The organism is Yersinia enterocolitica, from assembly GCA_002082245.2.
Taxonomy (GTDB): Bacteria; Pseudomonadota; Gammaproteobacteria; order Enterobacterales; family Enterobacteriaceae; genus Yersinia; species Yersinia enterocolitica_E.
This window is the reverse complement of record NBTC02000002.1, coordinates 2,921,076-2,946,953: the sequence shown is the minus strand read 5'-3', so window position 1 is coordinate 2,946,953 and position 25,878 is coordinate 2,921,076. Positions and strand designations below refer to the sequence as shown.

Below are 25,878 nucleotides of genomic sequence, written 5' to 3'. Positions count from 1 at the left end.
CCGCGCTGGATATTTTGCAGCGCTTGCTCTGTTTACGGCAACGCAAGGAGCGCCGGTTACGCCAACAACTGTTCCGTTGGCAGCAAGAACAACAGCAGCAGGAACTGCAATTGATACAGTGCCGTCGCGAACGCTACCAGTTATGTCAGCAGTTACAACAACTTGTGCAATGGCGCGGTAGGTTGCTCCCCGCGCAAGCGGATCAGCAGAGAGTTTTACAACATCAGGTGTATCAGGCGGAGCGGCAGCAGCAAAAGCAAATTAGCGCGTTGCACGCTCTGGGGCTGCAACAACGGAGCGCTATAGCAGCACAACAGGCGCTGATACGGAGTAATCAGCGTGAACAGGAAAAATTACGGATGTTAATAAAAGATGAGTCGAATCGATATTGAAGGTGCATTACCTCTGCTCAGTGAGCATTATTTGGACGGTTATTCGCAGCGGCTAGTCGGTAATGAGAGACAAAAACAGCAATTTGCCCGTTATCTCTCTCCGCGCGTTCTTCCCATGGCGGAGATGGCCGATGCAATTACCACGGTGAGAGATCGTGGCTTGATATCCACTGATTACTGCATTGCCAGTGGGCCGTTGCGTGGGACACGCGTCAGTGTCAGCCTGGCTGTTCAGGGCTTAACTATTGTGCTCAGCCACGCCAATGGTGAATTGGTTGAACGTTTGCAACGTATACAGTCGCGCTGGCAACGGCAACTGCACTTGTTAGGCTTTCCCTGCTGGTTGGAGGTCATCCATGTTCGAGAGTCTGACGGCTGAATTACGCCAACTCAGCGCCGTGATTGGTCATGGGCGGCATTCGGCTGGGGTGTCTGCAACCTTCATCAAAGCTGGGGGCGAGGGGGTTTATCTGCCATTGCAATTTAACGGGCAGGAATGTGGCTTGTGGTTATCGCAGTCATGTTGGCAGCACTGGCTGGCTTATACGCTGGCAACGGATGATGCCCCTCTTCTGGCGGCAGAATTGGTGAATGCAATGGCGCATTGGGCCGTCAGTCCACTGCTTGCATCGCTACCTGAGTTGGTCATTCATGGCACGCCGCCTCAGGCGATGACACTGCTGACGCAGTGGGCGGTGGGGCTGACTTTCGAACTGGAAGGGCAGCAACTCAGTGTCGTGCTGTGTAACTGGCCGCCGGTGGCATTAATAGCAAGGTTATCCCACTGGCAGAGTGAGGCGCTGCCAGCCCAGCAAGATGCTGTCTGGCAAGCTGGCTTAGTGGTTGGTTGGAGTCATTTATCCTTACACCAGTTACAGCAAATCAGGCCTGGAGAGGGGGTGCGGATACTGGCGGCCGCTGAACTGGAACAGGGGAATTGTTGGTTATGGCAGAGGTCATCCGCGCAGATTTATATCAAATTAGAGGATGGAAACAAAGTGACAATTCAACAGGTTAATGACGATATTGACCGGTTGCTGGCGCTGGATATTGCCACGGTGACCCAAGAGCCACCGGCGGTGGCGCTAGAGCAATTACCGCAGACACTCGTCATGGAAATAGGGCGGCTGACACTGCCGCTGAGTGATATCAAGCAGTTAGCCGTCGGGCAAACACTGGACTGTAAAACCGCCTTCTACGGTGAAGTGAATATTCGTTTGCATGGGCAATCGGTCGGCAGTGGCAGCCTGTTGTGTTGTGATGAGCAGTTGATTGTGCGGATTGAGCAATGGTTTCTCACCGCTCACCCTTGATAATGCGGCGCTGTTGGGCTGAGGCTCTGAGGTTATTCAGGTCATGACCTGATTCCGGCTAAGGCGGGCTGGGCAAATACTGTGGGTATTGTTTTTACTCAACAGGCCAGCCTTTTGCGGAACCGATTATGGAGTTACTGAATTCGTCCTCTCAATTGATTGTCCTACTTTTTTTGCTGTCGGTGCTGCCACTGCTGATGGTGATGGGCACCTCATTCCTCAAACTATCGATAGTTTTTTCTTTGTTACGCAATGCGTTGGGTGTTCAGCAGGTGCCCCCTAATATCGCTATTTACGGGCTGGCCTTGGTGTTAACTATTTTCATCATGGCACCGGTTGGCTTAGATGTGCACGCCCGACTGCAAGATGAGCCGCTACCCAACGATATTGGCGCTTTGCTACAACATATTGATGATCATGCACTGGTGCCATACCGCGATTTTTTGCAACGTAATACCGATACAGAACAAGTCACCTTTTTTAACGATATCGTCCAAACCAAATGGCCCGAACGCTATCGCAATAGTGTAAAACCCAATTCACTGTTGATATTAATGCCTGCATTTACGCTAACCCAACTGACAGAAGCATTCAAAATCGGTTTGTTGCTCTACTTGCCGTTTGTGGCGATCGACTTAATTGTGTCCAATATTCTGTTAGCCATGGGCATGATGATGGTGTCACCCATTACCATTTCACTCCCATTCAAACTATTGATTTTTATTCTTATTGACGGCTGGGGATTGCTGCTAGGTCAGTTAGTGGGGTCGTACTTATGATTCTCCACCGAGGGCTGCATCAATGAGCAATGCCATTGTTGTTCATCTGGCGACCCAACTGTTGTGGATAGTTTTACTGCTCTCGATGCCAGTAGTGGTAGTGGCCTCCGTGGTCGGGTTAATTGTCAGTTTGTTGCAAGCGCTCACCCAAATCCAGGATCAGACATTACAGTTTTTGATTAAATTACTGGCGGTGTCCGCCACGTTATTGATTACCTACCATTGGATGGGGTCGACACTGCTGAATTATACCCAGCAGACCTTTTTGCAAATCACCAGTATGCGGTCCTGAGATGCCAGACTCTCTGTACTGGCTCGAGGCGCTGGGGTTGGCGATGATGCGCCCTTACGGCATGTTGCTGATATTACCCCTGTTTACTGCGCGCAGTCTGGGCAGTAGCTTATTGCGTAACGGCCTGGTTTTTGCCATCGCTTTGCCGGTCACACCACTGTTTTTCTCCCTGCCACTGATAACCCACGATAGCCTCATCGGTTGGTTTGGGGTGCTGTGTGTTGAGCTATTGATTGGGGTGATGATTGGCTTTGTCGCGGCGCTGCCTTTCTGGGCCATCGATATGGCGGGGTTCCTGATTGATACTCTGCGTGGTGCCACCATGTCCACTTTGTTTAACCCCAGTATGGGCATGGAATCGTCTATTTTTGGTGTGTTGTTTACGCAAATATTAACCGTACTGTTTTTATTATCTGGCGGTTTCAATCTGGTGCTGGCAGCACTCTACAGCTCCTATGACATTCTGCCTGCTGGCAGTGGTATTCGCCCCTCATCAGCAATGCTGCACTTCCTACAAAGTGAGTGGCTACTGATGCAGGAACTCTGTCTGAGCTTTGCGTTACCCGCGATGCTGGTGATGGTATTAGCTGATTTATCTTTAGGATTAATCAATCGCTCGGCACAACAACTGAATGTTTTCTTTCTGGCGATGCCGATTAAAAGTGCATTGGCCCTGCTTTTATTGCTGATTAGCCTGCCTTATGCCCTACATCACTATCTGGTGGGGATTAACCAGACCGAACAGAAGATAAACACACTTATCCCGCTGATAAATGGGGCTGCTGATGGGGGGTGAGAGCAGTGAAAAGAATGAAAAACCTACCGCGAAACGCCTGAAGGAAGCCAGGGAGAAAGGGCAGGTGATTAAAAGTGTTGAGATAACCTCCGGCGCCCAGTTAGTGGTGCTGGTGGTTTACTTTCTCCTGACAGGCTACACGTTGGTCGATCAGGCCATAGTACTTATCCGTAGCTCCATCAGCCAATTACAACAACCGTTGGCCATGGCACTGGCCCGCATTGGTGCGGAGTGCATGGCAGTACTTATTCATATTATGGGGATATTAGGCGGTGCGCTGATTTTAGTCACCATTCTGGCCGGTATCGCGCAAATCGGGCCGTTATTGGCAACCAAAGCGGTAGAGTTTAAAGGCGAACATATCAATCCAATCAATAATGCCAAACAACTATTCTCACTGCGCAGTGTGTTTGAACTGACCAAGTCATTATTGAAAGTAGGGGTGCTCACACTGATTTTCGGCTATTTATTGCTGCACTATGCGGTTTCTTTTGGTTATCTGGCTTACTGCGGAAGTCGCTGTGCGATCCCCGTCTTTGCCACATTAATGAGCTGGCTACTGGGTGCTCTGGTTGCCTGTTATGTGGTTTTCTCTTTGATGGATTATGCCTTTCAACGCTATAACACCATGAAACAACTCAAAATGTCTCTGGAAGAAATCAAGCGGGAACATAAAGACAGCAACGGAGACCCACACATCAAGCAGAAACGCCGACAGTTACAGCATGAAGTGCAAAGTGGCAGTTTCGCAAAAAACGTCAGACGCTCTACAGCAGTGGTCCGTAATCCCACCCATTTTGCGGTTTGCCTGTTTTATCACGCTGATGATGCACCCTTGCCCGTAGTGATTGAAAAGGGTCATGGCGAACAGGCCGGGCTGATCATTGCATTAGCAGAGGAGCAGGGTATCCCGGTGGTGGAAAATATTGCGCTGGCACGGGCATTACACCGCGATGTAGCCTGTGGCGATACCATACCAGAGCAATTCTTCGAGCCGGTGGCGGCTATCCTGCGCTTGGCATTGGCATTGGATTACCAGCTGCCAGCGGGTGAAGATAGCTGATCGTGGATGTTTCCTGCCTCTCCGGCACTGTTACTGACGTAACCTTTGATTAACATCTAACTTACGTCACAACATACTTCATTGAATGGATAATTGGCTTATTATATCTAGGTCTATTTTATCGTCGCCGCGAATAGTCTTGATATCGCAAGTGACTGTATCTATTTGGAGGTATCAGTGTGAGCTGGCAAGTATTTAAATCTCAATATCTGGTGCGCTTTTGGGCGCCACTACCAGCGGTCATTGCTGCTGGTATCTTATCGACTTATTACTTCGGCTTAACTGGTACCTTCTGGGCGGTGACTGGCGAGTTTACCCGCTGGGGAGGCCACCTCATGCAGTTGTTTGGCGCGCATCCGCAAGAGTGGGGTTACTTTAAAGTTATCGGATTGGAGGGGACGCCGTTAGATCGTATTGATGGCATGATGATTATCGGCATGTTTGCCGGATGTATCGCGGCGGCTCTGTGGGCTAACAACGTTAAGTTGCGCAAGCCTCAACACGGTATTCGCATCGCACAAGCGCTGGTTGGCGGCATTATTGCGGGTTTTGGTGCGCGTCTGGCGATGGGCTGCAATTTGGCGGCTTTCTTTACCGGGATTCCACAGTTTTCACTACATGCCTGGTTCTTTGCCCTTGCGACGGCGGCCGGCTCCTACTTTGGTGCCAAATTTACGCTGTTACCTCTGTTTCGCATTCCGGTAAAGTTACAAAAAGTGACGGCTGCATCGCCCTTGACGCAGCATCCGGCCCGCGCCGCACGCCGTTTTCGTCTTGGTATGGTGGTGTTTGTTCTGGCACTAAGCTGGTCGTTGATTGAGCTGTTCCGTCACCCAAAACTGGGCATCGCCATGTTGTGCGGTATTGGTTTTGGCTTGCTGATTGAACGTGCGCAAATTTGTTTTACCTCTGCGTTCCGTGACTTGTGGATAACCGGGCGTACTCACATGGCAAAGGCCATTATTCTTGGGATGGCGGTCAGTGCGATTGGTATTTTCAGTTATGTCCAACTGGGGGTAGCACCTAAGATTTTGTGGGCCGGGCCGAACGCGGTGATTGGCGGTTTGCTGTTTGGCTTCGGTATCGTGCTGGCCGGAGGCTGTGAAACCGGCTGGATGTATCGCGCGGTCGAAGGGCAGATTCATTATTGGTGGGTGGGGCTGGGTAACATTATCGGCGCGACCATTTTGGCCTATTATTGGGATGATTTCGCCCCTGCTTTGGCGACCAATTATGACAAGGTGAACTTGTTGCAGATCTTCGGGCCAATAGGCGGATTGTTGGTGACTTACCTGATGTTAGCCATTGCCTTTGCTGCCATGCTGTGGTGGGAAAAACGTTTCTTCCGTAAACAGAAAGCGGCCACATCCGTTCTGGCTAAGGAGCTACTATGAGTCATTCCTCATCGACAACGACCGTCATCGTACCTGATTACCGCTTAGATATGGTGGGTGAACCGTGCCCATATCCCGCGGTGGCGACGCTAGAAGCCATGCCGCAACTGAAGCCGGGCGAAATTCTGGAAGTGATCAGCGACTGTCCGCAATCGATTAATAATATCCCATTGGATGCGCGAAACTACGGCTATACCGTGCTGGATATTCAGCAGGACGGCCCTACGATTCGTTATTTGATTCAGCGCTGAGATAAGTAAGTCTATGGCTCTGATTTTTCCTTTGGGGTTAATGCCTTATCTGCTCAGTGGCCGGGGTGTAATCTGAAAATGTTTAGTTTGAGTGAGGCGAAATAAGTGATTAGGTGGCCATGAGCATTATTGTTATTAATAATATTCATGGTCTACCCGATTAGTTCAACTCAGTTGCGGTTTTGCTGGGTGTTGCCACCGCAAGAGACACGCCTGCGGCCCTAAGCCGTTTTAATATGCTGAATAACAAAGAGCTTTTGGTATTACTGACCATTCGTGGACTGGGGACTAGACCGGTCACACTGAGGACAATACCGTCCGGGCTTAACTGACTGAATTTCACTGATGGAGCCGGGGTATCAAGTATCGACTCGTGTTCTTCATAAGCTTCTATCAACAGTGCCTGTGCCAGTTCAACATCCAAATCCAGTGGGAAGGTCAGGGCAATGGTCACCACCCCTTGAGCATTAGCCATGGTGGCGTTACGCACATTCTGCGAAATCAATTGGGAGTTCGGGACAATAACTGTTGAGCGGTCACTGAGTTGGATCTCAGTAGCGCGAACATTGATGCGGCGAATGTCCCCTTCAACCCCACTGATACTGATCAAATCCCCCACTTTGACTGGCCGTTCGGTCAGCAAAATAATGCCGGAAATAAAGTTTTTCACAATCTCCTGCAAGCCAAAGCCGATACCCACCGACAGTGCACTGACAATCCAGGCTAATTTATTCCATTGGATACCCAGTACCGATAAGGTCAGTAGAATCACCAGCACGTAACCGATGTTACTGAAAAGCGTTACCGCCGAGGTCTTTATACCGGAATCCATCTGGGTTTGTGGCAAGAACTCATTATTCAGCCAACGCCGTGCGGCTTTGAGCACGTATAAACCGACCAGTAAGCAAACCAGCGCATTAAATAAGTTAGTGGGAACAATATTTAATTTTTCCAGACCTTCGCCACTTAATAACTCTACCGCTTTTTGCAGTAGTGAAATCGGGGTAGTGGAACCAAAGGTGCCATTAAGTAATGCGATAATAGCCAACAATATCAGCAGTACTTTGCTGGAGGCGGAGAGTAACGTTGCGGCCTGGGCTAAATGGCGGTCATCAATATTCAGTGATTGCTTAATGGCTTTACCGGCGCTGCTGGTGGGCGAGAAAATGCTTTCCGCCAAATCAACACACAGATGAACTAATAAATATAAACAGGCGATGACCAGACAGCTCCACACCAACTTGTAACTTAAGAATTTCGCCAGTGCGATATAACCGACTAACAATGACAGTAATATGGCTATTGCCGTAATGCCGATGGCGAAATGAATCAATCCCGCTAGCGTGGAATAGGCTTCAGGTTTTTCGCCATTTACCACCAGATTACGCCGTACCCGATTAGCACGTAACGGAATAATCGCCGCAGTAAGCGCCACCAGCAGCGCCGAAATACCATTACTAAAAATTGCCCCAGACACACTGATATTGATCATATTGTTCATCTGATCAAGGGCACCAAAAATCATGATGCAACTGGCTAGCAGAGGGGGGAATAGTCTCAGTGATGTGGCCACTTCATCAGCGATGGCAGGTAACCGCCATGAGGGGCGTTGGTTGGATAAAAATGCCCGCCCAAGGCCCGCGATTAAAGCGGAGAAGAACATGAGCTGAACAAATGCCAGCGCAAAATCCATCACTACCTGTGAGACATCCGGCGTGCGAGTAAAGGTTTGAGTGATACATTGCGCCACTGTGACGGTGATCAACACCGTACAAAGCGTGGTGGCTGAGGCCATAAAGCTGCGGCGTAGCGGGCCTGGTGGTAAGCATTTGGTACAAAACCAGGCGGTCAGCACATCGAGAAATTTAAAACCAAATATGCTGATTAAGAGTGCTAGCAGCAGATACATCGTGGTGCCGAAACGCCATTCGGGTTCCCAGGCGGCGCTCCAGGCATCGGCCAGCTCTTGGGTAAAATCTTTCAGTCGGCGGTCATCGTCAACATTGGGATTGACGATCGGTGCCCAGAAGTTCGCACCCAAAATGCTGCCAGAATTTAAGGCAATTTGTGATTTCAACGCGGTGCGCCGTAACGCGATGATCTGTGTTGCCAGGTTTTCCGCGTTGGTTTTGATAGCTTGGGCCTGATCATTCTGGCCATCTAACTGGATTTTACGGGTATTCAATATCCGCCGCTGCTGGGCGACTACTGGGGTCTCTGCCAATGCTCCGGCGGCAGGTAACGGGCCTAAAACCTCCAACTGTGTTTGCAGTTGTTCCCGCTTGGGCTTCAGGTCGGCTATCAAGATATCAGCATCACGCGCCAGTGCCAGTGCGGTCTCGTTTAGCACACTCAACTGGTTATCGGAGGTACTGGCAGAGACACTCTGTTTCAGCTTATCCAACTGTTTTTGTAGGCTAATCAGTTGTACTGATACTGCCGGTTTTACTGGCACCTCACTGTTTTCAGCCGTAGCATCTGATGCTATGGCGGCAACGCTGGTACCTGATATTGACGCAAAAATAAGCGTTAGCAGCAGCCACAGCAGCGGATAGTTTCTACGTGCAACAACGTACCCAATCTTTTTCATAAAACCGATCAGCCTGAAAGTGAGTGCCACAATTAACCCAAAAATCCGATAGGTGTGCTGTTAAAGCCAGCCTGACCGCCATTGTGGCACATTCTGCACCTTACGGAATAATCTTACTCCGATAATTACTCCCCTCACTCAAATGATAAAGATAATAATTATCATTGAAATTAACACTCTCATTTAATAGATTGTGCGCTGAACTTATGGACCCACGATATGTGGCACGCAGGCAATATTATTGCGCTGTGAAATAGCAATGGATGCTGATTATAACCATCTATTTTATATGCCTAATTATCTGGGGAAGATAACTATGTTTTCGGTTTTTGTCATAAAGCGTTCTGCTATTTTATGTTCATTGGCGATGTGTATTCCTTTCGCTTCGCTGGCTGAAGATACGATAGAAGTCACGGCCAAAGCAGGTAATGCTGCTGATCTCCCGACCTCGGGCTACACCGCGATAACCACCAAAGGGGCGACTAAAACTGATCAACCCTTAATTCTTACCGCCCAGGCGGTATCGGTGGTGACGCGTCAGCAGATGGATGACCAAAATGTCGCTACGATTAATCAGGCGCTGAATTACACTCCTGGCGTGTTCACCGGTTTTTCCGGCGGAGCCAACCGCTATGACACCATCGCACTGCGGGGTTTCCATGGCGGTGATGTGAACAATACCTTCCTCGATGGTCTGCGCTTACTCAGTGACGGCGGCAGCTTTAACGTGTTGCAAGTAGACCCGTGGTTCCTGGAGCGCATTGATGTCATCAAAGGCCCCTCTTCGGCACTGTATGGTCAGAGTATCCCCGGTGGTGTGGTGATGATGACATCTAAACGCCCACAGTTTACTTCTGAAGGCCATTTCCGCCTGACGGCCGGTAATAACAATACACAAGCGGTTGCCTTTGATTATACCGATGCTATATCCGAGCATTGGGCGTTTCGTCTCACCGGGATTACCCGTAACAGTGACACCATGTACGACCATCAGCGTGAAGAACGCTATGCCATCGCACCCTCATTGTTGTGGCAGCCGGATGAGAATACCTCTTTGTTATTGCGGGCTAATTTGCAAAAAGACCCTTCTGGTGGTTACCACAGTTCGGTGCCGGCTGATGGTAGCATCTATGGGCAGAAATTAAGCCGTGGCTTCTTTGATGGCGAAAGTAACCACAATGTATTTAAACGTTGGCAGCAAATCTATAGCTATGAATTTTCACATAAATTTGATGATGTTTGGTCATTCCGCCAGAATGCCAGTTACACCCATTCCAATACTCAGTTAGAACAGGTTTATCAGGGAGGATGGAATAGCGATCGCACTCTGATGAATCGCTATTATTCCGGTGAGGACTCCTCGCTCAACGCGTTTGCTATTGATAACCAACTGGGTGCTGATTTTGCTACCGCCGCAGTTGAACATAAAGTGATGCTGGGCTTTGATTTCCAGAAGTTCAGCAATAATCTGCGCAGCGACAGCGCTTTTGCGACCACACTGAACCCTTACACCGGTATTTCGGCGGGGAGCACGCTTTATAGCGATTATCTGTTGACCACTCCGGGCATCAACACCTCCTATTTAAACCGCCGCTATGAACAGAGTGGCATCTATTTGCAAGATGAAATGACGCTGGATAATTGGCACCTGAATCTATCAGGTCGTTATGACCGGATGAAAACTGAAAACATTAATAAGACTGCCAATAGTACCGATGAACGCACCGATAAACATGCCAGTGGGCGCGCGGCATTACTGTATAGCTTCGACAGCGGCATTTCACCCTATGTCAGCTACAGCCAGGCCATCACGCCAAGTCTGTTCCCGGATGCACAACAAAACTTATTGAAACCGATGACCAGCGAGCAGTATGAAGTCGGTATCAAATATCAGCCGCCGGGCAGCACTTCACTCTATTCCGCCGCTTTATATGACCTGACACAAAATGATGTGGCAAACCGTGCCGTGCCGGCGACCTATTTTGTACCAGCCGGTAAAGTTAATTCACAGGGGTTGGAATTGGAGGCCAGAAGCCAGGTTAATGACCGGTTAAGTGTGATTGCGGGCTATACCTATAATCGGGTGAAATTCAAAGATGCTATTGATGGTAATGATGGCAATACACCGGTGTTAGCACCGTCAAATATGGCATCACTGTGGGCGCAATATGAGGCAGGTTACGGCATCAATATTGGTGCGGGTATCCGCTATATTGGCAAGCAGTGGGCTGATGATGCTAATACTTTGCGCGTACCCTCTTATACACTGGGCGATGCCTCTGTCCGTGCTGATTTAGGCACTTGGGCTGCGTCGTTGAAAGGGGCATTTGTTCAATTGAATGTGAATAATATCGCCGACAAAAAATACGTCGCAGCCTGTTACAACACCTCTTATTGCTACTGGGGTGCTGAGCGCTCAGTGCTGGCAACCGTCGGTTATGATTTCTAACTAATAATACTGGCTTCGGTACGGTATTACACCGAAGCCAGTCTATTCAGCTTTAAGCTTATTTACTGCCATGAGAACCCTAACTCAGCGCCAGAACGGGCGGCTGTAATCCCGTTTGATATCATCCCGGCTTAGGCCAATATCCTTTAATTGATCTGAATTCAATCTTGACAGTGTATTCGCGGTTTTACGTCGTTCATTGCACTGGTATAGGTATCTGTATGCTTTCAGCCACACTTGAATAAAAATATTGTGGCGGCTTTTCGTTGCTCGAGCAGCCGACGAACAACATTCATCTATTTGATCTTCAATTATATTATTCATCATCGACTCCCCGTCATTAGGTGAGCCACTAGCATGAAACTTTGGCGAAAAACATTACAGATGCAAATGGGGACTATTATTTCCATACAGATATGCGATATATAAACTGAATGGTACAAATAAGCGCCATCTGTACTGGTCCCACTCAATTTATCAGGTGATATCAATGACTCGTTACCAACAACTGGCTGATATTCTTAGTCAACGGATTAAAGAGGGGCTGTATATTGCAGGGGAGCGGCTGCCTTCTGTCAGAGTATTGAGTGACGAGCATGGTGTCAGTATCAGTACCGTCCAGCAGGCTTATCGGCAGTTGGAAGAGTGCCTGCTAATTGAAGCGCGCGCGAAATCGGGCTATTTCGTGCGTTGCAGTTCAAACCTGCCTTCCTTACCGGCGACATGCACCCATGCCCAGCGGCCGGTAGAGGTATCACAGTGGGAAAATACGCTGGCATTTTTGACCAGGGGCGATCAAGCGAATGTTATCCATTTGGGCGTCGGTTCGCCCGACCTGTCTGGGCCGGGACTAAAAATACTCAGTCGATTGCTTAGCCGGATTAGCCTACACCAAAGCGAGGAAGTGCTGGAGTACGACAATATTTATGGTACCCCGGCTTTGCGTGAGCAAATTGCCCGGCTGATGCTGGATAGCGGTAATCATCAGTCGGCTGAAAATATCATTATTACTTCTGGCTGCCATGGCGCATTGGCTATCGCATTGGGGGCGGTTTGTCAGGCCGGTGATATTGTTGCTATCGATTCCCCCAGTTTTCACGGTGCGATGCAAACCCTGAAAGGGATGGGAATGAAGGTGATTGAGATCCCGACCGATCCGGTGGTGGGGATCAGTCTGGAGGCATTGGAAATGGCACTGGATCAATGGCCGATCAAAGTGATTCAGCTTACTCCAACCTGCAATAACCCTCTGGGCTACAATATGCCGGCCGAACGCAAAAAGGCTTTACTGACCTTAGCTCAGCGCTATGATGTGGCGATTATTGAAGATGATGTATATGGCGGGTTGGCTTATCAATACCCGCGCCCACCGACCATTGCCTCATTTGATGATGATGGTCGGGTACTGCTGTGCAGTTCTTTTTCTAAAACGGTGGCACCTGGTTTACGCATTGGTTGGATTGCACCGGGGCGCTATTTAGAGAAAGCGCTGCACATGAAATATATTTCTGCTGGGCGGGTGGCGTCGTTGCCACAACTGGCGATGGCTGAGTTTATCAAGCAAGGGCATTACATGCAGCACTTGCGCCGGATGCGCCGCCAATATCAACGTAACCGCGATATTATGACCAGTTGGGTAATGAAATACTTTCCACCGAGTACCTGTCTGAGCAGGCCGCAGGGCAGCTTTATGCTCTGGGTCGAGTTGCCTCATGGATTTGATAGCTTGCGGCTTAATCGCTGCTTATTACCACAGGGGGTACAGGTTGCCGCTGGGTTTATTAGTTCAGCTTCAGGGAAATACCGCAATTGCCTGCGGCTCAGCTACAGCAAACCAATGACCGCAGAAATCGAACGAGCAGTGCAAATTGTGGGTAAGGCAATTTATGAATTGTTGGCTGATGCAGAACCGAAGGTGGCGTTAGAAAAGCAAAGCTAGCCTTAGACGGGTGAGGTTAATGGCAAAGTGCCGGCGGCGCAGAGAATAGGCAGATGGTAACATCGCCCTTGGTGGTTCGAGCTGCGCCATCCCAGGCGCGACGTTTTACTCTTTTTTCTATTCTCACGGCTTCAGATCGCATCATCGTGATTTGTCGTCAGTCTGACTGGCCGCTCGCTTTGAGCCTCGCAATGTGTATCATTTACTGGCGCAGATAGATCTGTGGTAGTGCGGTTTCAGGGTGGCGTGAAATCCCCAAATCTGCCTGATACCAGCGAGTCAGCGTCTCGGCATTGAGCACTTCCGCTGGTGTGCCACAGGCCACCAGTTCGCCCTGTGCTAGCAGCAAAATACGATCGGCATAGAGTGCGGCCAGATTCAAATCATGCAACACACAGCACACCGCCAAGGGTTCTTGGTGGGTGAGCTGGCGCAATAGGCGCAGGGTATGCTGTTGATGATACAAATCTAATGCGGAGGTCGGTTCGTCAAGGAACAACCAGCGTGGTGTCGGTTGTGGTTGCCACAATTGTGCTAATACGCGGGCTAATTGTACCCGTTGTTGCTCACCACCAGACAGTGCGCGATAGTCACGCTGTGCCAGTGACAAACAGTCCGTTTGAGCCATCACCTCTTCTAAAGCTTGCCTATTTTGTGCCGCGCCATAAGGGGCTCGGCCCATCTGAATCACTTCGCTAACACTAAATGGAAAAGCCAGACTGCTGTATTGCCGCATGACTGCACGGGTACGGGCCAATTCCTGCGGCTGCCAGCTCTTCAGATCTTTGCCGAGCAATTGGCATTCGCCATCAGAAGGGGTGAGGTAGCCGGTTAACAAGCGCAGCAGGGTTGATTTCCCCGCGCCATTCGGCCCGATAATGGCTACCATTTCGCCGCTGGCAATTTGTAGCGAAACATTCTTGATTAGCCTCTGGCCCTGCACATGATAGGCGAGCTGATTAGCCTCTAATAACGCCGGCGGTGTTACTGCCTGATTAACTCCAGCTATATTAATCCCTGCTATATCAACCACTGAGTTGCTCCCGCTGACGTAAAATCAGCCATAGAAAATAAGGGCCACCCAGTAGGCTGGTTATCAACCCGACCGGCATTTCAGCCGGGGCGACTAAGGTACGGGCCAGAGTATCGGCGGTCAGTAATAGACAAGCCCCACCCAGTGCGGCACCGGGCAGCAACCAGCGGTGGTCAGCACCGATACGCATGCGGATAAGATGTGGCACGACCAGCCCGATAAAACCGATAACTCCACTGACAGCCACCGCGGCACCGATCAAGATGGCGCTCAGTAATAGCAAACGCAGCTTGGCTTGGCGTACATTAACACCGAGGTAGTGTGCCTCTTCATCTCCTAGCTGCAACAGATTCAACTGACGCGCCTGTAATAATCCAAGAACACAGGCGGGTAGGATCAGAGAAGCCGCCACCATCAGTGTTGACCATTGAGCCTGGCCTAAGCTCCCCATACTCCAGAGTGAGAACTGGCGTAATTGCTGGTCATCACTGATATAAGTCAGCACCCCGACCGCCGCACCGCACAGCGCATTAATGGCGATACCAGCCAGTAGCAGGCGGGATAAGTTGCCATGGCCCCAGCGGCTGAGGGTAAAAATAATGGCTGAGATGGCCAGGCTGCCAATAAACGCGCCGACCATATGGCTATAAAGGGCTAATAGTGGCGGCAGGCTGAATGGCATGACAATAATTAGCCCGACACACAAAGCGGCACCACTACTGATACCCAATAGGCCGGGATCAGCCAGCGGATTACGGAATAACCCTTGCATGATGGCACCGGAAACCGCCAGCGCGCAGCCGACAACCACCGCCAACAACACGCGCGGCAGGCGGATATTCAACCAGATATGCCACATAGCATCATCTAATGATGCATGCCACAAGGTACGGAACGAGAGCGTCAAAGCCCCCATATTGGCCGAGCCGAGTGCTAATAAGATTAGAACCATCAGTAAGATGCTCAGCATCAGGCGTGGATGGATACGGCAATTCATTGCGCTTGTTCCATGCCTTTGCGCAGCAGCGCCAGCACTTGCGGCGTTTCCAAGCCAAAGCCAAGTAATGCCATGTCATCCACCACTAACAGGCGCTTATGTTGACCCGCGGGTGTCAGGGCTATACCGGGTAATTTCCAGACCCCCTCATTGCCACCCAGTGCTTTCACACCGGCACTGGTAATCAGCAATAAGTCAGGTGCACTAGCGATAACCCCCTCTTGTGACAGTGGGCGGTAGCGGCTAAAGCCTTGCATGGCATTGCTACCACCGGCGGCACGGATCATGGCATCTGCGGCAGTATTCTGACCGGCAGCCATCGGTGTCAGGCCACCGTGACTCATAACAAACAGCACTTTTACCGGCAGTGGCGTACTGCTCACCGCAGCTAAACGTTGTTGGTAGTCTTTAATCAGTTTTTGGCCTTGTTCTGGCTGATGAAGCGCTGTGGCGACCGCACTAATCTTCGCCGTTACACTTTCCGGCGTGGTTTGTCCCGGTACAGTAACCACGTTAACCCCGCTGTCGGCAACCTGTTTGAGTACCAATGAGGGTTGAGCCAGTTCGCTGACCAACAGCATGGTCGGCTTCATCGCCAAAATCCCTTCGGCATTGAGCATTCGCATGTACCCCACGTCAGGCAGCTTCTGCACTGCCTGCGGTTGTAGACTGGTACTGTCACGAGCCACAATCTCGCCACCAGCACCGAGTGCATAGGCGATTTCTGTTACATCACCACCAATGGTGACAATACGTTCTGCGGCGAATGTATTTAGCGGCAGAATACCGGCGCTCAGTGACAGAATGAAAGGGAGTGACAGCAGCCTTAGTCTCATGCAGCGATATCCTTATTGATCAGGAGGGCAATCTGCTCACGCCATTGATTTTGTTCTGGTTGCCCTTCGGTGCGTTGACCATAAAGTTGAGCAAGTTGGGTACCATCGGCGGCAAACAGTTCCAAACTGGTGACAAACCCATCTTTGGTTGGTTTACGGGTGATCCAGCTTTCAGCAATAGCAGTTTCAATCAGATGCAGCGTAAAGCGTTTATTGAAAACGTTAATCCAGTCTTGATGCGGGGCCACTTTCTCAATTAAACCGGTGAAAATTTGCACGCAGCCGCGGTTACCCACAAAAATCATGATTTCGTTCTGATCCTGCTGGGCGATATTCAGTAGTTGTGTCAGTGAACTGTTATCAACACGATAGGCGAGATCATCCCCGACGGCGCGGAATGCTTGCTGGCGGGTCAAATTATTGCGCTTAAGCAACTGGAAGAATTGGTGTACATCGGTCATGGCACGCCATTCGGTATCCACGGTGGCATCATCAACTGTTGGCTCGGCCACTTCAGGTGTGCTCAGTGCTTCTAATGGCAATGCTGGATTTTCTGTACTGATAAACTTCGCCAGCACGGCTTGCCAAGCCACCATATCCGTCTGTTCAGTAGCATAGACTTTATGTAACGCATCACCCTGCTGGTCAAAGAACTGGATACTATGGCGCACACCGTGGCGTGTCTCTTCTGACAGTGTGAATGCACTGGCCCACTGATTGAGGAACAACCGCAAATCCAATTCACGCGGGTTAAGGATTAAACCCGCATGACCGTTCAGATGTTGATTCTGGTAACGGCCCATCTGCTCATGCACGGCATAGGTGTTGCGGGTGATAGCTTTGGCTTCCCCCACCGCCTCCAATGCGGCCAGTAGGGTGCGGGCATCGCCTTGTAAGCGTTTTGCATCATGACCCACACGGCTATGAGTCAATTCCGCTTCTGAAATACCCATTAGTGTCGCTAAATCACGCGCGTATTTGCCTGGGTTATCCGCTTTGGCTTGTATGTACTGCTCATATATAGATTTGCTCATTAATGACATCCTCGTTCTATTGATTTTTTATATGCAGGTGACAGCGTTAAATGATAATCCGGTAACCCATAAATTGGATTACCGGATGAGTAGTTTCAGACTATCTTTTTTTAATGAATTACCACTGGTAACTCACAAATAGCTTCGCGTTGCGGCCATCTTGTGGCACGCCTTGCGGCGCGTAGTACTCTTTGTCGAATGCGTTGCCCAGAACCACGGTAGTTGTGACACCTTTCAGTTGTTCCTGGCCTTTATAGCTGACATAGAAATCATTGAGACCATAACCGGCCTGACGTTTACCGGTGCTTAACGGTTTGGAGCGGTCAGCAAATGTGGCAATCCAACCCACCGCGAAACCACTGCTGGCAACCGGGATATCCACTACGCTGGTGACGGTATCCGGGTTAATGGACTCGAGCCATTTATTGGTGCTCTGATTTTTACCCCGGGTACGGTTATAGGCCAGATCCCAGTTAAACAGGGCTGTTTTATAGCTCATGGTGGCATCCCAACCCCAGATTTTTACCCGGTCGATATTCACTGATGATGTGGTCATCGCCGTCATATTAACGCTGGTGTCGATATAGTCTTTCGCATTGGTATCGAAGTAGCTGGCCTTGAATTGCAGGTCATCTTCAGCCATTAGCAAATCATTGAAACGTAAACCAAACCCGTACTCTTGGGTTTCATTAGTTTCCGGTTTTAGATTCGGATTGGGCACCCAGTAGTTGGTGAGTGTCATTCCCGGGCGGATAGGAATTGAGAAGTGTTTTGAGTCGTTGTACATCTCGCCCATGGTTGGTGCGCGGAAAGCTTGGGCATAGGAGCCAAACAGCATCAACCAGTCAGTGGGGGTAACACTCACTGCGCCGCGTGATGACCATTTGTCGGCATCGACGTCAGCATAGCCTTCGCTGCTGCCGCTATAGTTGTCATAACGGGTACCGGCTAAAATGGACACTGGCAGGTCGCGCAGGGTGATTTCATCTTGTAGCCAGCCGGAGCCAAACCGAATATCTGCTTGTGGGAAGCTGGTCGTCGCGCCTCCCGGCGTCTGCTCTTGTTTATAGGCTTCTGTGCCGTAAGTCAGCAGGTGTGATGCAAAGCTGTCGGTAAACAAACGCGTCCGGTTTTCCAGCTTTCCGCCTTCCGTGGTTTGTTTACGTCCCTCTTCGGTTGCACCTTGTGGCCGTGCATTGATTTCCACTTCAGAGTAGTAAACCCGTGCGGTGGCATTCAACCACTCCTGATCCAGTGGCTTAAGGTGGTAACTGAGTTGGGCATCACGTTGGATCGTTGAACGATTGGTTATGACATTGCCACTGGAAGCTGCACTGGTTTGTGGATTTTTGGGTTCTATTGCGTTGTTGTTGTAATAGCGCAGATTGGCACTCAGTGATTGAATCTGGTCAATATGCCATGTTCCTTTTGCCAGCACATTACTGATGGTTTCGTCATTTGGTGCATCAAAACCATTACTCTGACGGATATTGCCGATATCACGGGTACCGAAGGAGAGAATGCCATCAACATCATCGGTGCGGCCATAGGCACTGGCACCGAGGCCGAAACTGTGATCACCGGTAGCCGCAGAGCTGTAAACGCGGTAACCGGTATTTTGGCCCGCTAACAGCAAGTCAGCGGCATCGACAGTTTCAAAAGAGATAACACCACCTAATGCGCCACTGCCGTACAGCAGGGCAGATGGGCCACGTACTACTTCAACACGTTTCACCAGTGCCGGATCAAGGAAAGTGGCGTTCAGATGGCCGGTATCGGTACCTTGGCGAATACCATCAACCAGAGTCAATACACCTTGCTTACCGTAGCCACGTAGTGTCACATCCTGGCCGTTGACCCGCCCGCTGCCGGTGACGGTCAGCCCCGGTATTTTGCGCAGCATATCTGCCGCAGAGGTGGCGGTCTCGCTGGTCGGCGAGGTACCTTCAATCACGGTTACCATCATCGGTGCTTCAAAACTACTGCGCTCATTACCTGTTGCCGTAACCACCATGGTATCGGTAGTGTGCTTTTTACTGCTTGTCGGCGTGGTAGTGGTATCAGCCGCTTGAACGGCCAAAGGCAGCGTGCAAGCGATTGCCAAACTGAGTGGGGACCAGCGGAAACGGTCAGAAATGAAACGAGGCATGTCGGCAATTCTCCATATTTTCTATGCGAATAAAACAGATATATAGGTTGCTGGCTGCCTTGATTCGAGAATCTGGGTGGCTTGCTATCCCCTTCGTCTTTTGATGCTACAGCAGTATTAGCGGCCCGTTACTCGGCTCTGTACGGCTGCTGTTTTGCTGTAATACCCATGACGTGGGTTCTGTGTATGTTATTTGGTCAGTATTAGTTTGCCGGCCTTGGTCTGGCGCAGTTGATAGTGTTCGCCTTGATGGACGATAAAGGCGACACCGTGCTCTCCCAGCAGTTGTTCGCTGGTGACAGACAAGGGCTTACTTGCTGTCGGATACTCGACAGCAGGTTCGTCGTTCAACCTCGGTGTTTTATTCAACTGTGTGTCCATATATTTAGCACGGAAATGATAACGAGTATCAATATAATAAGCATTATCATGTATGATCGAATGTTACATCAAGACATATTTATTGTTAATTGATTTTTTAGCTGGCGAACTAAATCTGGCTCGACAAGTGCGTAAGTTTGATGCCAGTACCATCCGTGGCTCAAGGCCGTTAATGGTTGAATCAGGCAATCGCATGCGGGTCAGTAGTTGGTTTGGCTGGATGGACGAGATAATCGCGTAGCTGTACTTAGCCAAAAAACACCCACAGCCACGACGGTCTATGGCCTTCTGACGGCACTGGCAGAAAGTGAAGAAACTAAATATAATGAGGTCATACATTAACCAGAATTATATTAAGGAGGATTACTATGTTGACCCGTGAATTGTTTCTTTATTCACTCGTCTTTAGTGATCGTGATTGCTCAAGCGTTACCGGTATCGTGCTGCGATAACCTGCTTGAGCGAAGCTAACTAACACTCTGACAACTTCCCTCCGGCTTACCGGTTATCGTCGGCTTTATTGACGATAGGCATCTCTATGCCTGTAAAACTTGAGTAAGCAATGACCACATTACTTTCTGCAAAATCTGTCGGTTACGACAACACTTTCGGCCCACTGCTGGCTGAGATTTCCTTCGGCCTGAAAAAAGGTGACCGCATTGGTTTGATAGGCCATAACGGTTGTGGAAAAAGCACTCTGCTGAAAATCCTCAGCGGTGATCTTCCCGCCACGGCCGGTACTATCACTACCGCCAACCAGTGCCTGATGGCTCGGGTTGAACAACATCTCCCCGCCGCTTTAGATGATTGCACCTTACTGGATGCGGTGCTCAATCACCTCCCCAATAGCCTGCATCAACCAGAACGTTGGCAAGCAGAGGTTTTGCTCGTCAGCTTGGGGTTTGATGAACCCACTTGGACACTGACTGCCGGTACGTTAAGTGGTGGTCAGCATACGCGTCTGTTGCTGGCACGAGCACTGATCCGCCAGCCAGATTTGTTGCTATTGGATGAACCCAGTAACCATCTGGATTTACCTACCCTGCTGTGGCTGGAGCAGTTTCTCCTGAATTGGGGGGGCAGTTTTGTACTGGTTTCACATGATCGCAGTTTGCTGGATCGTGTGACCAACTGTACCTGGATTTTGCGTGACAAAAATCTGCAATTTATCCGCCTGCCTTGCACTCAGGCACGGCAGGCATTGGCGGAGAAAGATATCTCGGACAGTCATCGCCGTTTAGCCGAACAAAAGGAAATTGATCGGGTAGCAAAAAGCGCCAAGCGACTGGCCATCTGGGGCAGCGTGTATGACAACGAAAAGCTGGCGCGTAAGGCTAAACAAATGGAGAAGCAGGTCGATCGCCTCAAGGATGATCAAACTCAGGTTACCGCCGGTAATCAGTGGCAATTGCGCCTAAATGGCGAAGCTCTGGCGGCAGACCGAGTGCTGGCACTCTCAGATTTACGGGTTCGACCAGCGGCTCAGGCACCGGTGCTATTTGAATTGGCACAATTTCGGGTCAAAAGCGGTGATCGCGTCGCACTGGTAGGCCGCAATGGTTGCGGTAAATCTTCTCTGTTGCACTGCCTATGGCGGGCTTTTAGCCAACCAGAGACCGCCGACGTGGGAGTGACGTTCCATCCTAGGGTACGTGTGGGCTATTACGACCAAAGTCTGCAACAACTGCGTGACGAAGACACTCTATCCGAGGCTTTAGCCCCCTTTGCACCCTTGACCGAAGATCAGCGAAAAATGGCGTTGATCGGTGCCGGATTCCCCTATCTTCGGCATCAGCAGCAGGTTAGCACCTTGAGTGGTGGCGAGCGTTCACGCTTGTTATTTATCGGCCTGACACTGGCTAACTATTCATTGCTACTGCTTGATGAACCGACTAACCATCTTGATATGGAAGGTAAAGAAGAGCTGGCAAATACGCTGAAAACCTTCAGTGGTGCGGTGTTGCTGGTTTCCCATGACCGTACATTGATTGAACAAAGCTGCAATCGTTTTTGGTTAATCGATAAGCAGTGGTTGGAAGAGTGGCACCATCTAGAACCGGTCTATGCCATTTTGGCCGATAAACCCGCATCAGTTTCTGTGCCCGCCTCCACATTCGAACCTGAGTCGATAATGTTAGTGGAAAGTGAAGAAGAACAGTTGTTGGCTGAGTTGTTGGAATTAGAAAGTAAGCTGAAACAGGATCTGGCACGTAAGTTCAAGCATCAGAAGCCAGAGCTGCAATGCCAGTGGCGACAACAGATAGCGCAATTAAACACCTTACTTGATTTGACGTAATGCTCAAGCCGCAAGGATGCGGCTTGTTTTTGTGGCACGGCTAATCGAACTCAGCAAGCCCATTTTAGATTATAAAAACTAATCCAAATTCCAGAATGTCGACCGCGTTACATTTATTGAAATAAACAACTGGTTGAAAGATCAAGATCACTTCTTTTTGCTGTAATCATCACATTAATGCAGTTTTTTGTGTCGTAGCATCCTGCCGAACGAAATACATAATTCTTAGGAATTTTAATCTGCAAGGCTATGAAAGATGAAAATTTACAGTAACTTACCGATAACTCTCAATGATGTAATTGATGCACAAAAACGATTGAGAGGTCATATCTACAAAACAGGATTAGCGAGGTCGAATTATCTGAGTGAGCGCTGTCATGGCGAGATTTATCTGAAGTTTGAGAACATGCAACGTACCGGGTCATTCAAAATTCGCGGCGCATTCAATAAGCTCAGCTCACTCAGCGAAGAGGAGAGAAGGCAAGGGGTTGTGGCTTGTTCTGCGGGTAATCATGCGCAAGGGGTTTCTTTATCCTGTGCCATGTTGGGGATTAACAGCAAGGTGGTGATGCCAAATTGCGCCCCTAAATCAAAAATTGCGGCGACCAGTGAATATTCTGCGCAGGTGGTGCTACATGGTGAGAATTTCAACGATACCATAGCAAAAGCCAGTGAAATTATTGAAATGGAACACCGTATTTTTATTCACCCTTTCGATGATGAGAAAGTGATTGCTGGTCAGGGCACTATCGGGCTGGAAATACTCGAAGATCTCTATGATGTCGATAATGTGATTGTCCCTATTGGTGGCGGTGGATTAATTGCCGGTATCGCGCTGGCAATTAAATCTATTAATCCAACCATTAATATTATTGGCGTCCAGTCAGAGAATGTTCACGGCATGGCGGCATCTTATTATAGCGGTAGTATTACTAATCATCGTAAAACCGGTACGCTTGCCGATGGTTGTGATGTGACTCGCCCAGGTACGTTACCTTTTGAAATCGTCAAAACATTGGTTACCGACATTGTACTGGTCAGTGAAGATGAAATAAGAAAAAGTATGATTGACCTTATTCAGCGTAACAAGATTATTACCGAAGGTGCAGGTGCATTAGCATCCGCAGCATTATTAAGCGGCAAACTAAAAGATTATATCACCGGCAAAAAGACCGTCAGCATTATATCAGGCGGCAATATTGATTTATCGCGCGTATCACAAATAACGGGATTAGGCAGTATTTCGTAAAATATATTAATAAGGAATTTATTAATGGATATCGATAATGCTATTACAACCACTACCGCAATCGAAACAAAAACGTGGCGCAAATCAGATACAACCTGGACTTTGGGATTATTTGGCACAGCAATAGGGGCAGGCGTTTTATTCTTTCCAATCCGCGCAGGTTTCGGCGGTTTAATTCCTATTTTAATTATGTTGGTGTTGGCTTATCCGATTGCCTTTCTCTGTCATCGGGCATTGGCGCGTTTATGTTTATCTGGCAGTAACTGTTCTGGCAATATTACGGAGACCGTGGAAGAACACTTCGGTAAAACCGGTGGTGTGGTGATTACCTTCCTCTATTTTTTCGCCATTTGTCCGTTGTTGTGGATTTACGGCGTAACCATCACCAATACCTTTATGACCTTCTGGGAACATCAACTCCAACTGGCTCCGCTAAACCGTGGTGTGGTGGCACTGGCGTTGCTGTTGCTGATGGCTGCAGTGATTTACTTCGGTAAAGATCTGATGGTTAAAGTGATGAGTTTTCTGGTATTTCCGTTTATTACTTGCCTGGTATTGATTTCACTCTCACTGATCCCTTACTGGAATGCCTCGGTTATTGAGCAGGTAGATTTGAGCCAGATTTCTCTGCTAGGGCACGATGGCATACTGGTGACCGTGTGGTTGGGTATTTCCATCATGGTGTTCTCTTTCAATTTCTCGCCGATTGTCTCTTCTTTCGTGGTCTCAAAGCGCGAAGAATATGAACCGGAGTTTGGCCGGGATTTTACTGAGAAAAAATGCTCTCAGATTATTAGTAAGGCCAGCATGTTGATGGTGGCTGTGGTGATGTTCTTTGCCTTTAGCTGCCTGTTTACGCTGTCGCCGCAAAATATGGCAGAAGCTAAGGCACAAAATATTCCAGTGCTGTCTTATCTGGCAAACCATTTTTCTGCCATGTCCGGTAGCAAATCGACCTTCTCCATTACGCTGGAATATGCCGCTTCACTGATTGCGCTGGTCGCTATTTTTAAATCTTTCTTCGGACATTATCTCGGTACGTTGGAAGGTCTCAATGGTCTGATTATTAAGTTCGGCTACCAAGGCGATAAAACTAAAATATCCGGTGGCAAGCTTAATCTGGTCAGTATGTTTTTCATCATGGGATCAACCTGGGTGGTGGCTTATCTCAACCCGAATATCCTTGATTTGATTGAAGCCATGGGGGCACCAATTATCGCCTCACTACTGTGTCTGCTGCCTATGTACGCCGTTCATAAACTGCCTTCTCTGGCCCGTTTCAGAGGCCGGCCAGAAAACTATTTTGTTACCCTCGTCGGTCTGCTGACCATCTTCAATATCGTCTACAAATTAATATAAGACGGCGCTTAAAAGCCCGTATTTTGCCCAAAAAACACGGGCGGAGTAATCACATGACATTAAATCCTACAGTTTTGGTTATTAACTGTGGTTCATCATCCATTAAATTTTCAGTACTGACCGCCGACAATTGTGACGCGGTAATCTCCGGGATTGCCGACGGTATTGGCACTGAAAAACCTTTTTTGCGGATTGATAGAGTCACTCAATTTCAATTGGCTCAATGGAATTATGTTGATGCATTAGCAGCGATTGCCGATGAGCTGGAAAAGCGTGGCCTTAATAAATCAATTTCGCTGATTGGCCACCGTATTGCCCATGGTGGTGAAATATTCAGTGAATCAGTGCTGATTGATGATTGGGTGGTGGAGGAAATCAAAAAGGTTTCGCCATTGGCTCCGCTACATAACTACGCCAATTTGCACGGCGTTGAGGCGGCACGCCAGCTATTTCCCGGCATTAAACAAGTCGCCGTATTTGATACCGGTTTTCATCAAACATTAAAACCGGAGGCTTATCTTTATGCGCTACCTTACCGCTATTTCCGCGAACAGGGGGTACGACGTTATGGTTTTCATGGCACGTCGTATCGCTATGTGGCAGGGCTTGCCGCGAGTTTCTTCGGATTTGATGGGAGCGATTGCGGCCTGATTATCGCTCATTTGGGGAATGGTGCATCTGTCTGCGCGGTTCAGGACGGCAAAAGCGTTGATACATCGATGGGCATGACCCCATTGGACGGTTTGGTCATGGGAACACGCAGTGGTGATGTGGACTTTGGCGCACTGGCATATCTGGCGCGCCAAACCGGGAAAAGTCTGGAAGATTTGGAGCATATGCTTAATAAGGAGTCCGGTTTATTGGGGATCTCTGGTCTGTCTGCTGATATGCGGACGCTGGAGAAAGCCTATCACGAGGGGCATGAAGCGGCGCGTCTGGCGATACATACCTTTGTGCATCGCCTTGCACGCCATATTGGCGGGCATATCAGTTCGCTGCGCCGGTTCGACGGCCTGATTCTGACCGGGGGAATTGGCGAAAACTCATCGCTTATCCGTCAGTTAACGCTGGAGCATCTGGCCGTTTTTGGTGTCGACATCGATCACGGTAAAAACAACCGGCTACAGCATGGAACCTCTCATGTCATCACTACCGCCCGCTCACGGGTCGTTGCCGCAGTTATCCCCACCAATGAAGAAAAAATGATTGCGCTTGATGCGGTCCGCCTTGGCTATGCGCAACAGGACGCAGCGGTTTCCGAGGCTGTTTTTTGACCCTCAACCCCA

General features: G+C 49.3%; 24 protein-coding genes. 16 read left to right on the top strand and 8 right to left on the bottom strand.

Translation table 11 applies throughout. From position 1 onward, the window contains the following. Positions 1-14 precede the first annotated feature (14 nt). From A6J66_014935 to A6J66_014895, 9 genes are all read left to right on the top strand, one after another. Positions 15-392, top strand: a complete 378-nt coding sequence (locus A6J66_014935) for a type III secretion protein (protein PNM27028.1) — start codon at positions 15-17, stop codon at positions 390-392. Beyond that, a complete protein-coding gene (locus A6J66_014930; GenBank protein PNM25360.1) occupies positions 373-771 on the top strand; it encodes a hypothetical protein in 399 nt (132 codons plus the stop codon). Before A6J66_014935 ends, A6J66_014930 begins: the two co-directional genes overlap by 20 nt. Then, complete coding sequence (locus A6J66_014925; protein PNM25359.1) at positions 749-1,705, top strand: YscQ/HrcQ family type III secretion apparatus protein; 957 nt, start codon at positions 749-751, stop codon at positions 1,703-1,705. The genes A6J66_014930 and A6J66_014925 overlap by 23 nt, the downstream gene beginning before the upstream one ends. Positions 1,706-1,833: 128 nt before the next feature. After that, entirely contained in the window at positions 1,834-2,484 is a 651-nt protein-coding gene (locus A6J66_014920) for an EscR/YscR/HrcR family type III secretion system export apparatus protein (GenBank protein PNM25358.1), read from the top strand. 22 nt (positions 2,485-2,506) lie between these two features. After that, on the top strand, positions 2,507-2,776 hold the full coding sequence (locus A6J66_014915) for an EscS/YscS/HrcS family type III secretion system export apparatus protein (GenBank protein ID PNM25357.1): 270 nt from the start codon (positions 2,507-2,509) through the stop codon (positions 2,774-2,776). A 1-nt stretch (position 2,777) separates the two neighbouring features. Then, on the top strand, positions 2,778-3,572 hold the full coding sequence (locus tag A6J66_014910; protein ID PNM25356.1) for an EscT/YscT/HrcT family type III secretion system export apparatus protein: 795 nt from the start codon (positions 2,778-2,780) through the stop codon (positions 3,570-3,572). Further along, the gene (locus tag A6J66_014905) at positions 3,562-4,635 is read left to right on the top strand and encodes an EscU/YscU/HrcU family type III secretion system export apparatus switch protein (GenBank protein ID PNM25355.1); all 1,074 of its coding nucleotides are present in this window, start codon (positions 3,562-3,564) and stop codon (positions 4,633-4,635) included. The genes A6J66_014910 and A6J66_014905 overlap by 11 nt, the downstream gene beginning before the upstream one ends. Before the next feature lie 179 nt (positions 4,636-4,814). After that, the gene (locus A6J66_014900) at positions 4,815-6,029 is read left to right on the top strand and encodes a YeeE/YedE family protein (GenBank protein PNM25354.1); all 1,215 of its coding nucleotides are present in this window, start codon (positions 4,815-4,817) and stop codon (positions 6,027-6,029) included. Beyond that, the gene (locus A6J66_014895) at positions 6,026-6,280 is read left to right on the top strand and encodes a SirA-like protein (GenBank protein PNM25353.1); all 255 of its coding nucleotides are present in this window, start codon (positions 6,026-6,028) and stop codon (positions 6,278-6,280) included. Before A6J66_014900 ends, A6J66_014895 begins: the two co-directional genes overlap by 4 nt. A 160-nt stretch (positions 6,281-6,440) precedes the next feature. Here the strand turns inward: A6J66_014895 and A6J66_014890 are convergent, their stop codons facing one another. Then, the gene (locus A6J66_014890; protein PNM25352.1) at positions 6,441-8,900 is read right to left on the bottom strand and encodes a DUF3772 domain-containing protein; all 2,460 of its coding nucleotides are present in this window, start codon (positions 8,898-8,900) and stop codon (positions 6,441-6,443) included. 286 nt (positions 8,901-9,186) lie between these two features. On the opposite strand from A6J66_014890, the gene A6J66_014885 reads away from it, so the two are divergent. Next, positions 9,187-11,319 carry a TonB-dependent siderophore receptor gene (locus tag A6J66_014885; GenBank protein ID PNM27027.1) on the top strand — a complete coding sequence of 711 codons (2,133 nt, stop codon included), beginning with the start codon at positions 9,187-9,189 and terminating at the stop codon, positions 11,317-11,319. Between the two features lie 84 nt (positions 11,320-11,403). Here the strand turns inward: A6J66_014885 and A6J66_014880 are convergent, their stop codons facing one another. Then, a complete protein-coding gene (locus A6J66_014880) occupies positions 11,404-11,643 on the bottom strand; it encodes a DUF1127 domain-containing protein (protein ID PNM27026.1) in 240 nt (79 codons plus the stop codon). A 166-nt stretch (positions 11,644-11,809) separates the two neighbouring features. Between A6J66_014880 and A6J66_014875 the strand changes: the two genes are divergently transcribed. Next, complete coding sequence (locus tag A6J66_014875; GenBank protein PNM25351.1) at positions 11,810-13,258, top strand: PLP-dependent aminotransferase family protein; 1,449 nt, start codon at positions 11,810-11,812, stop codon at positions 13,256-13,258. Positions 13,259-13,460: 202 nt separating this feature from the next. Here the strand turns inward: A6J66_014875 and A6J66_014870 are convergent, their stop codons facing one another. From A6J66_014870 to A6J66_014845, 6 genes are all read right to left on the bottom strand, one after another. Continuing rightward, positions 13,461-14,267, bottom strand: coding sequence for a heme ABC transporter ATP-binding protein (locus A6J66_014870; GenBank protein PNM27025.1), 807 nt, complete (start codon positions 14,265-14,267; stop codon positions 13,461-13,463). 16 nt (positions 14,268-14,283) lie between these two features. Further along, positions 14,284-15,288, bottom strand: a complete 1,005-nt coding sequence (locus A6J66_014865; GenBank protein ID PNM25350.1) for an iron ABC transporter permease — start codon at positions 15,286-15,288, stop codon at positions 14,284-14,286. Continuing rightward, positions 15,285-16,124, bottom strand: a complete 840-nt coding sequence (locus tag A6J66_014860; GenBank protein PNM25349.1) for a hemin ABC transporter substrate-binding protein — start codon at positions 16,122-16,124, stop codon at positions 15,285-15,287. Before A6J66_014860 ends, A6J66_014865 begins: the two co-directional genes overlap by 4 nt. Continuing rightward, positions 16,121-17,158 carry a hemin-degrading factor gene (locus A6J66_014855; protein PNM25348.1) on the bottom strand — a complete coding sequence of 346 codons (1,038 nt, stop codon included), beginning with the start codon at positions 17,156-17,158 and terminating at the stop codon, positions 16,121-16,123. The genes A6J66_014860 and A6J66_014855 overlap by 4 nt, the downstream gene beginning before the upstream one ends. 118 nt (positions 17,159-17,276) lie before the next feature. Next, positions 17,277-19,307 carry a TonB-dependent hemoglobin/transferrin/lactoferrin family receptor gene (locus A6J66_014850; GenBank protein ID PNM25347.1) on the bottom strand — a complete coding sequence of 677 codons (2,031 nt, stop codon included), beginning with the start codon at positions 19,305-19,307 and terminating at the stop codon, positions 17,277-17,279. A gap of 189 nt (positions 19,308-19,496) precedes the next feature. Then, positions 19,497-19,688 carry a hemin uptake protein HemP gene (locus tag A6J66_014845; protein PNM25346.1) on the bottom strand — a complete coding sequence of 64 codons (192 nt, stop codon included), beginning with the start codon at positions 19,686-19,688 and terminating at the stop codon, positions 19,497-19,499. 52 nt (positions 19,689-19,740) lie between these two features. Here A6J66_014845 and A6J66_014840 point away from each other — a divergent pair, with 52 nt between their 5' ends. The 5 genes from A6J66_014840 to A6J66_014820 all read left to right on the top strand — a co-directional run bounded on the left by A6J66_014840 (position 19,741) and on the right by A6J66_014820 (position 25,866). Next, positions 19,741-19,929, top strand: a complete 189-nt coding sequence (locus A6J66_014840) for a hypothetical protein (protein PNM25345.1) — start codon at positions 19,741-19,743, stop codon at positions 19,927-19,929. Positions 19,930-20,250: 321 nt separating this feature from the next. Further along, positions 20,251-21,984 (top strand): ABC transporter ATP-binding protein, encoded by a 1,734-nt coding sequence (locus A6J66_014835; protein PNM25344.1) that lies wholly within the window; start codon positions 20,251-20,253, stop codon positions 21,982-21,984. Between the two features lie 256 nt (positions 21,985-22,240). Further along, entirely contained in the window at positions 22,241-23,233 is a 993-nt protein-coding gene (locus A6J66_014830; protein PNM25343.1) for a bifunctional threonine ammonia-lyase/L-serine ammonia-lyase TdcB, read from the top strand. A gap of 24 nt (positions 23,234-23,257) precedes the next feature. Then, complete coding sequence (locus tag A6J66_014825) at positions 23,258-24,592, top strand: threonine/serine transporter TdcC (protein PNM25342.1); 1,335 nt, start codon at positions 23,258-23,260, stop codon at positions 24,590-24,592. Between the two features lie 53 nt (positions 24,593-24,645). Next, positions 24,646-25,866, top strand: coding sequence for a propionate kinase (locus tag A6J66_014820; protein ID PNM25341.1), 1,221 nt, complete (start codon positions 24,646-24,648; stop codon positions 25,864-25,866). Positions 25,867-25,878: the final 12 nt, after the last annotated feature.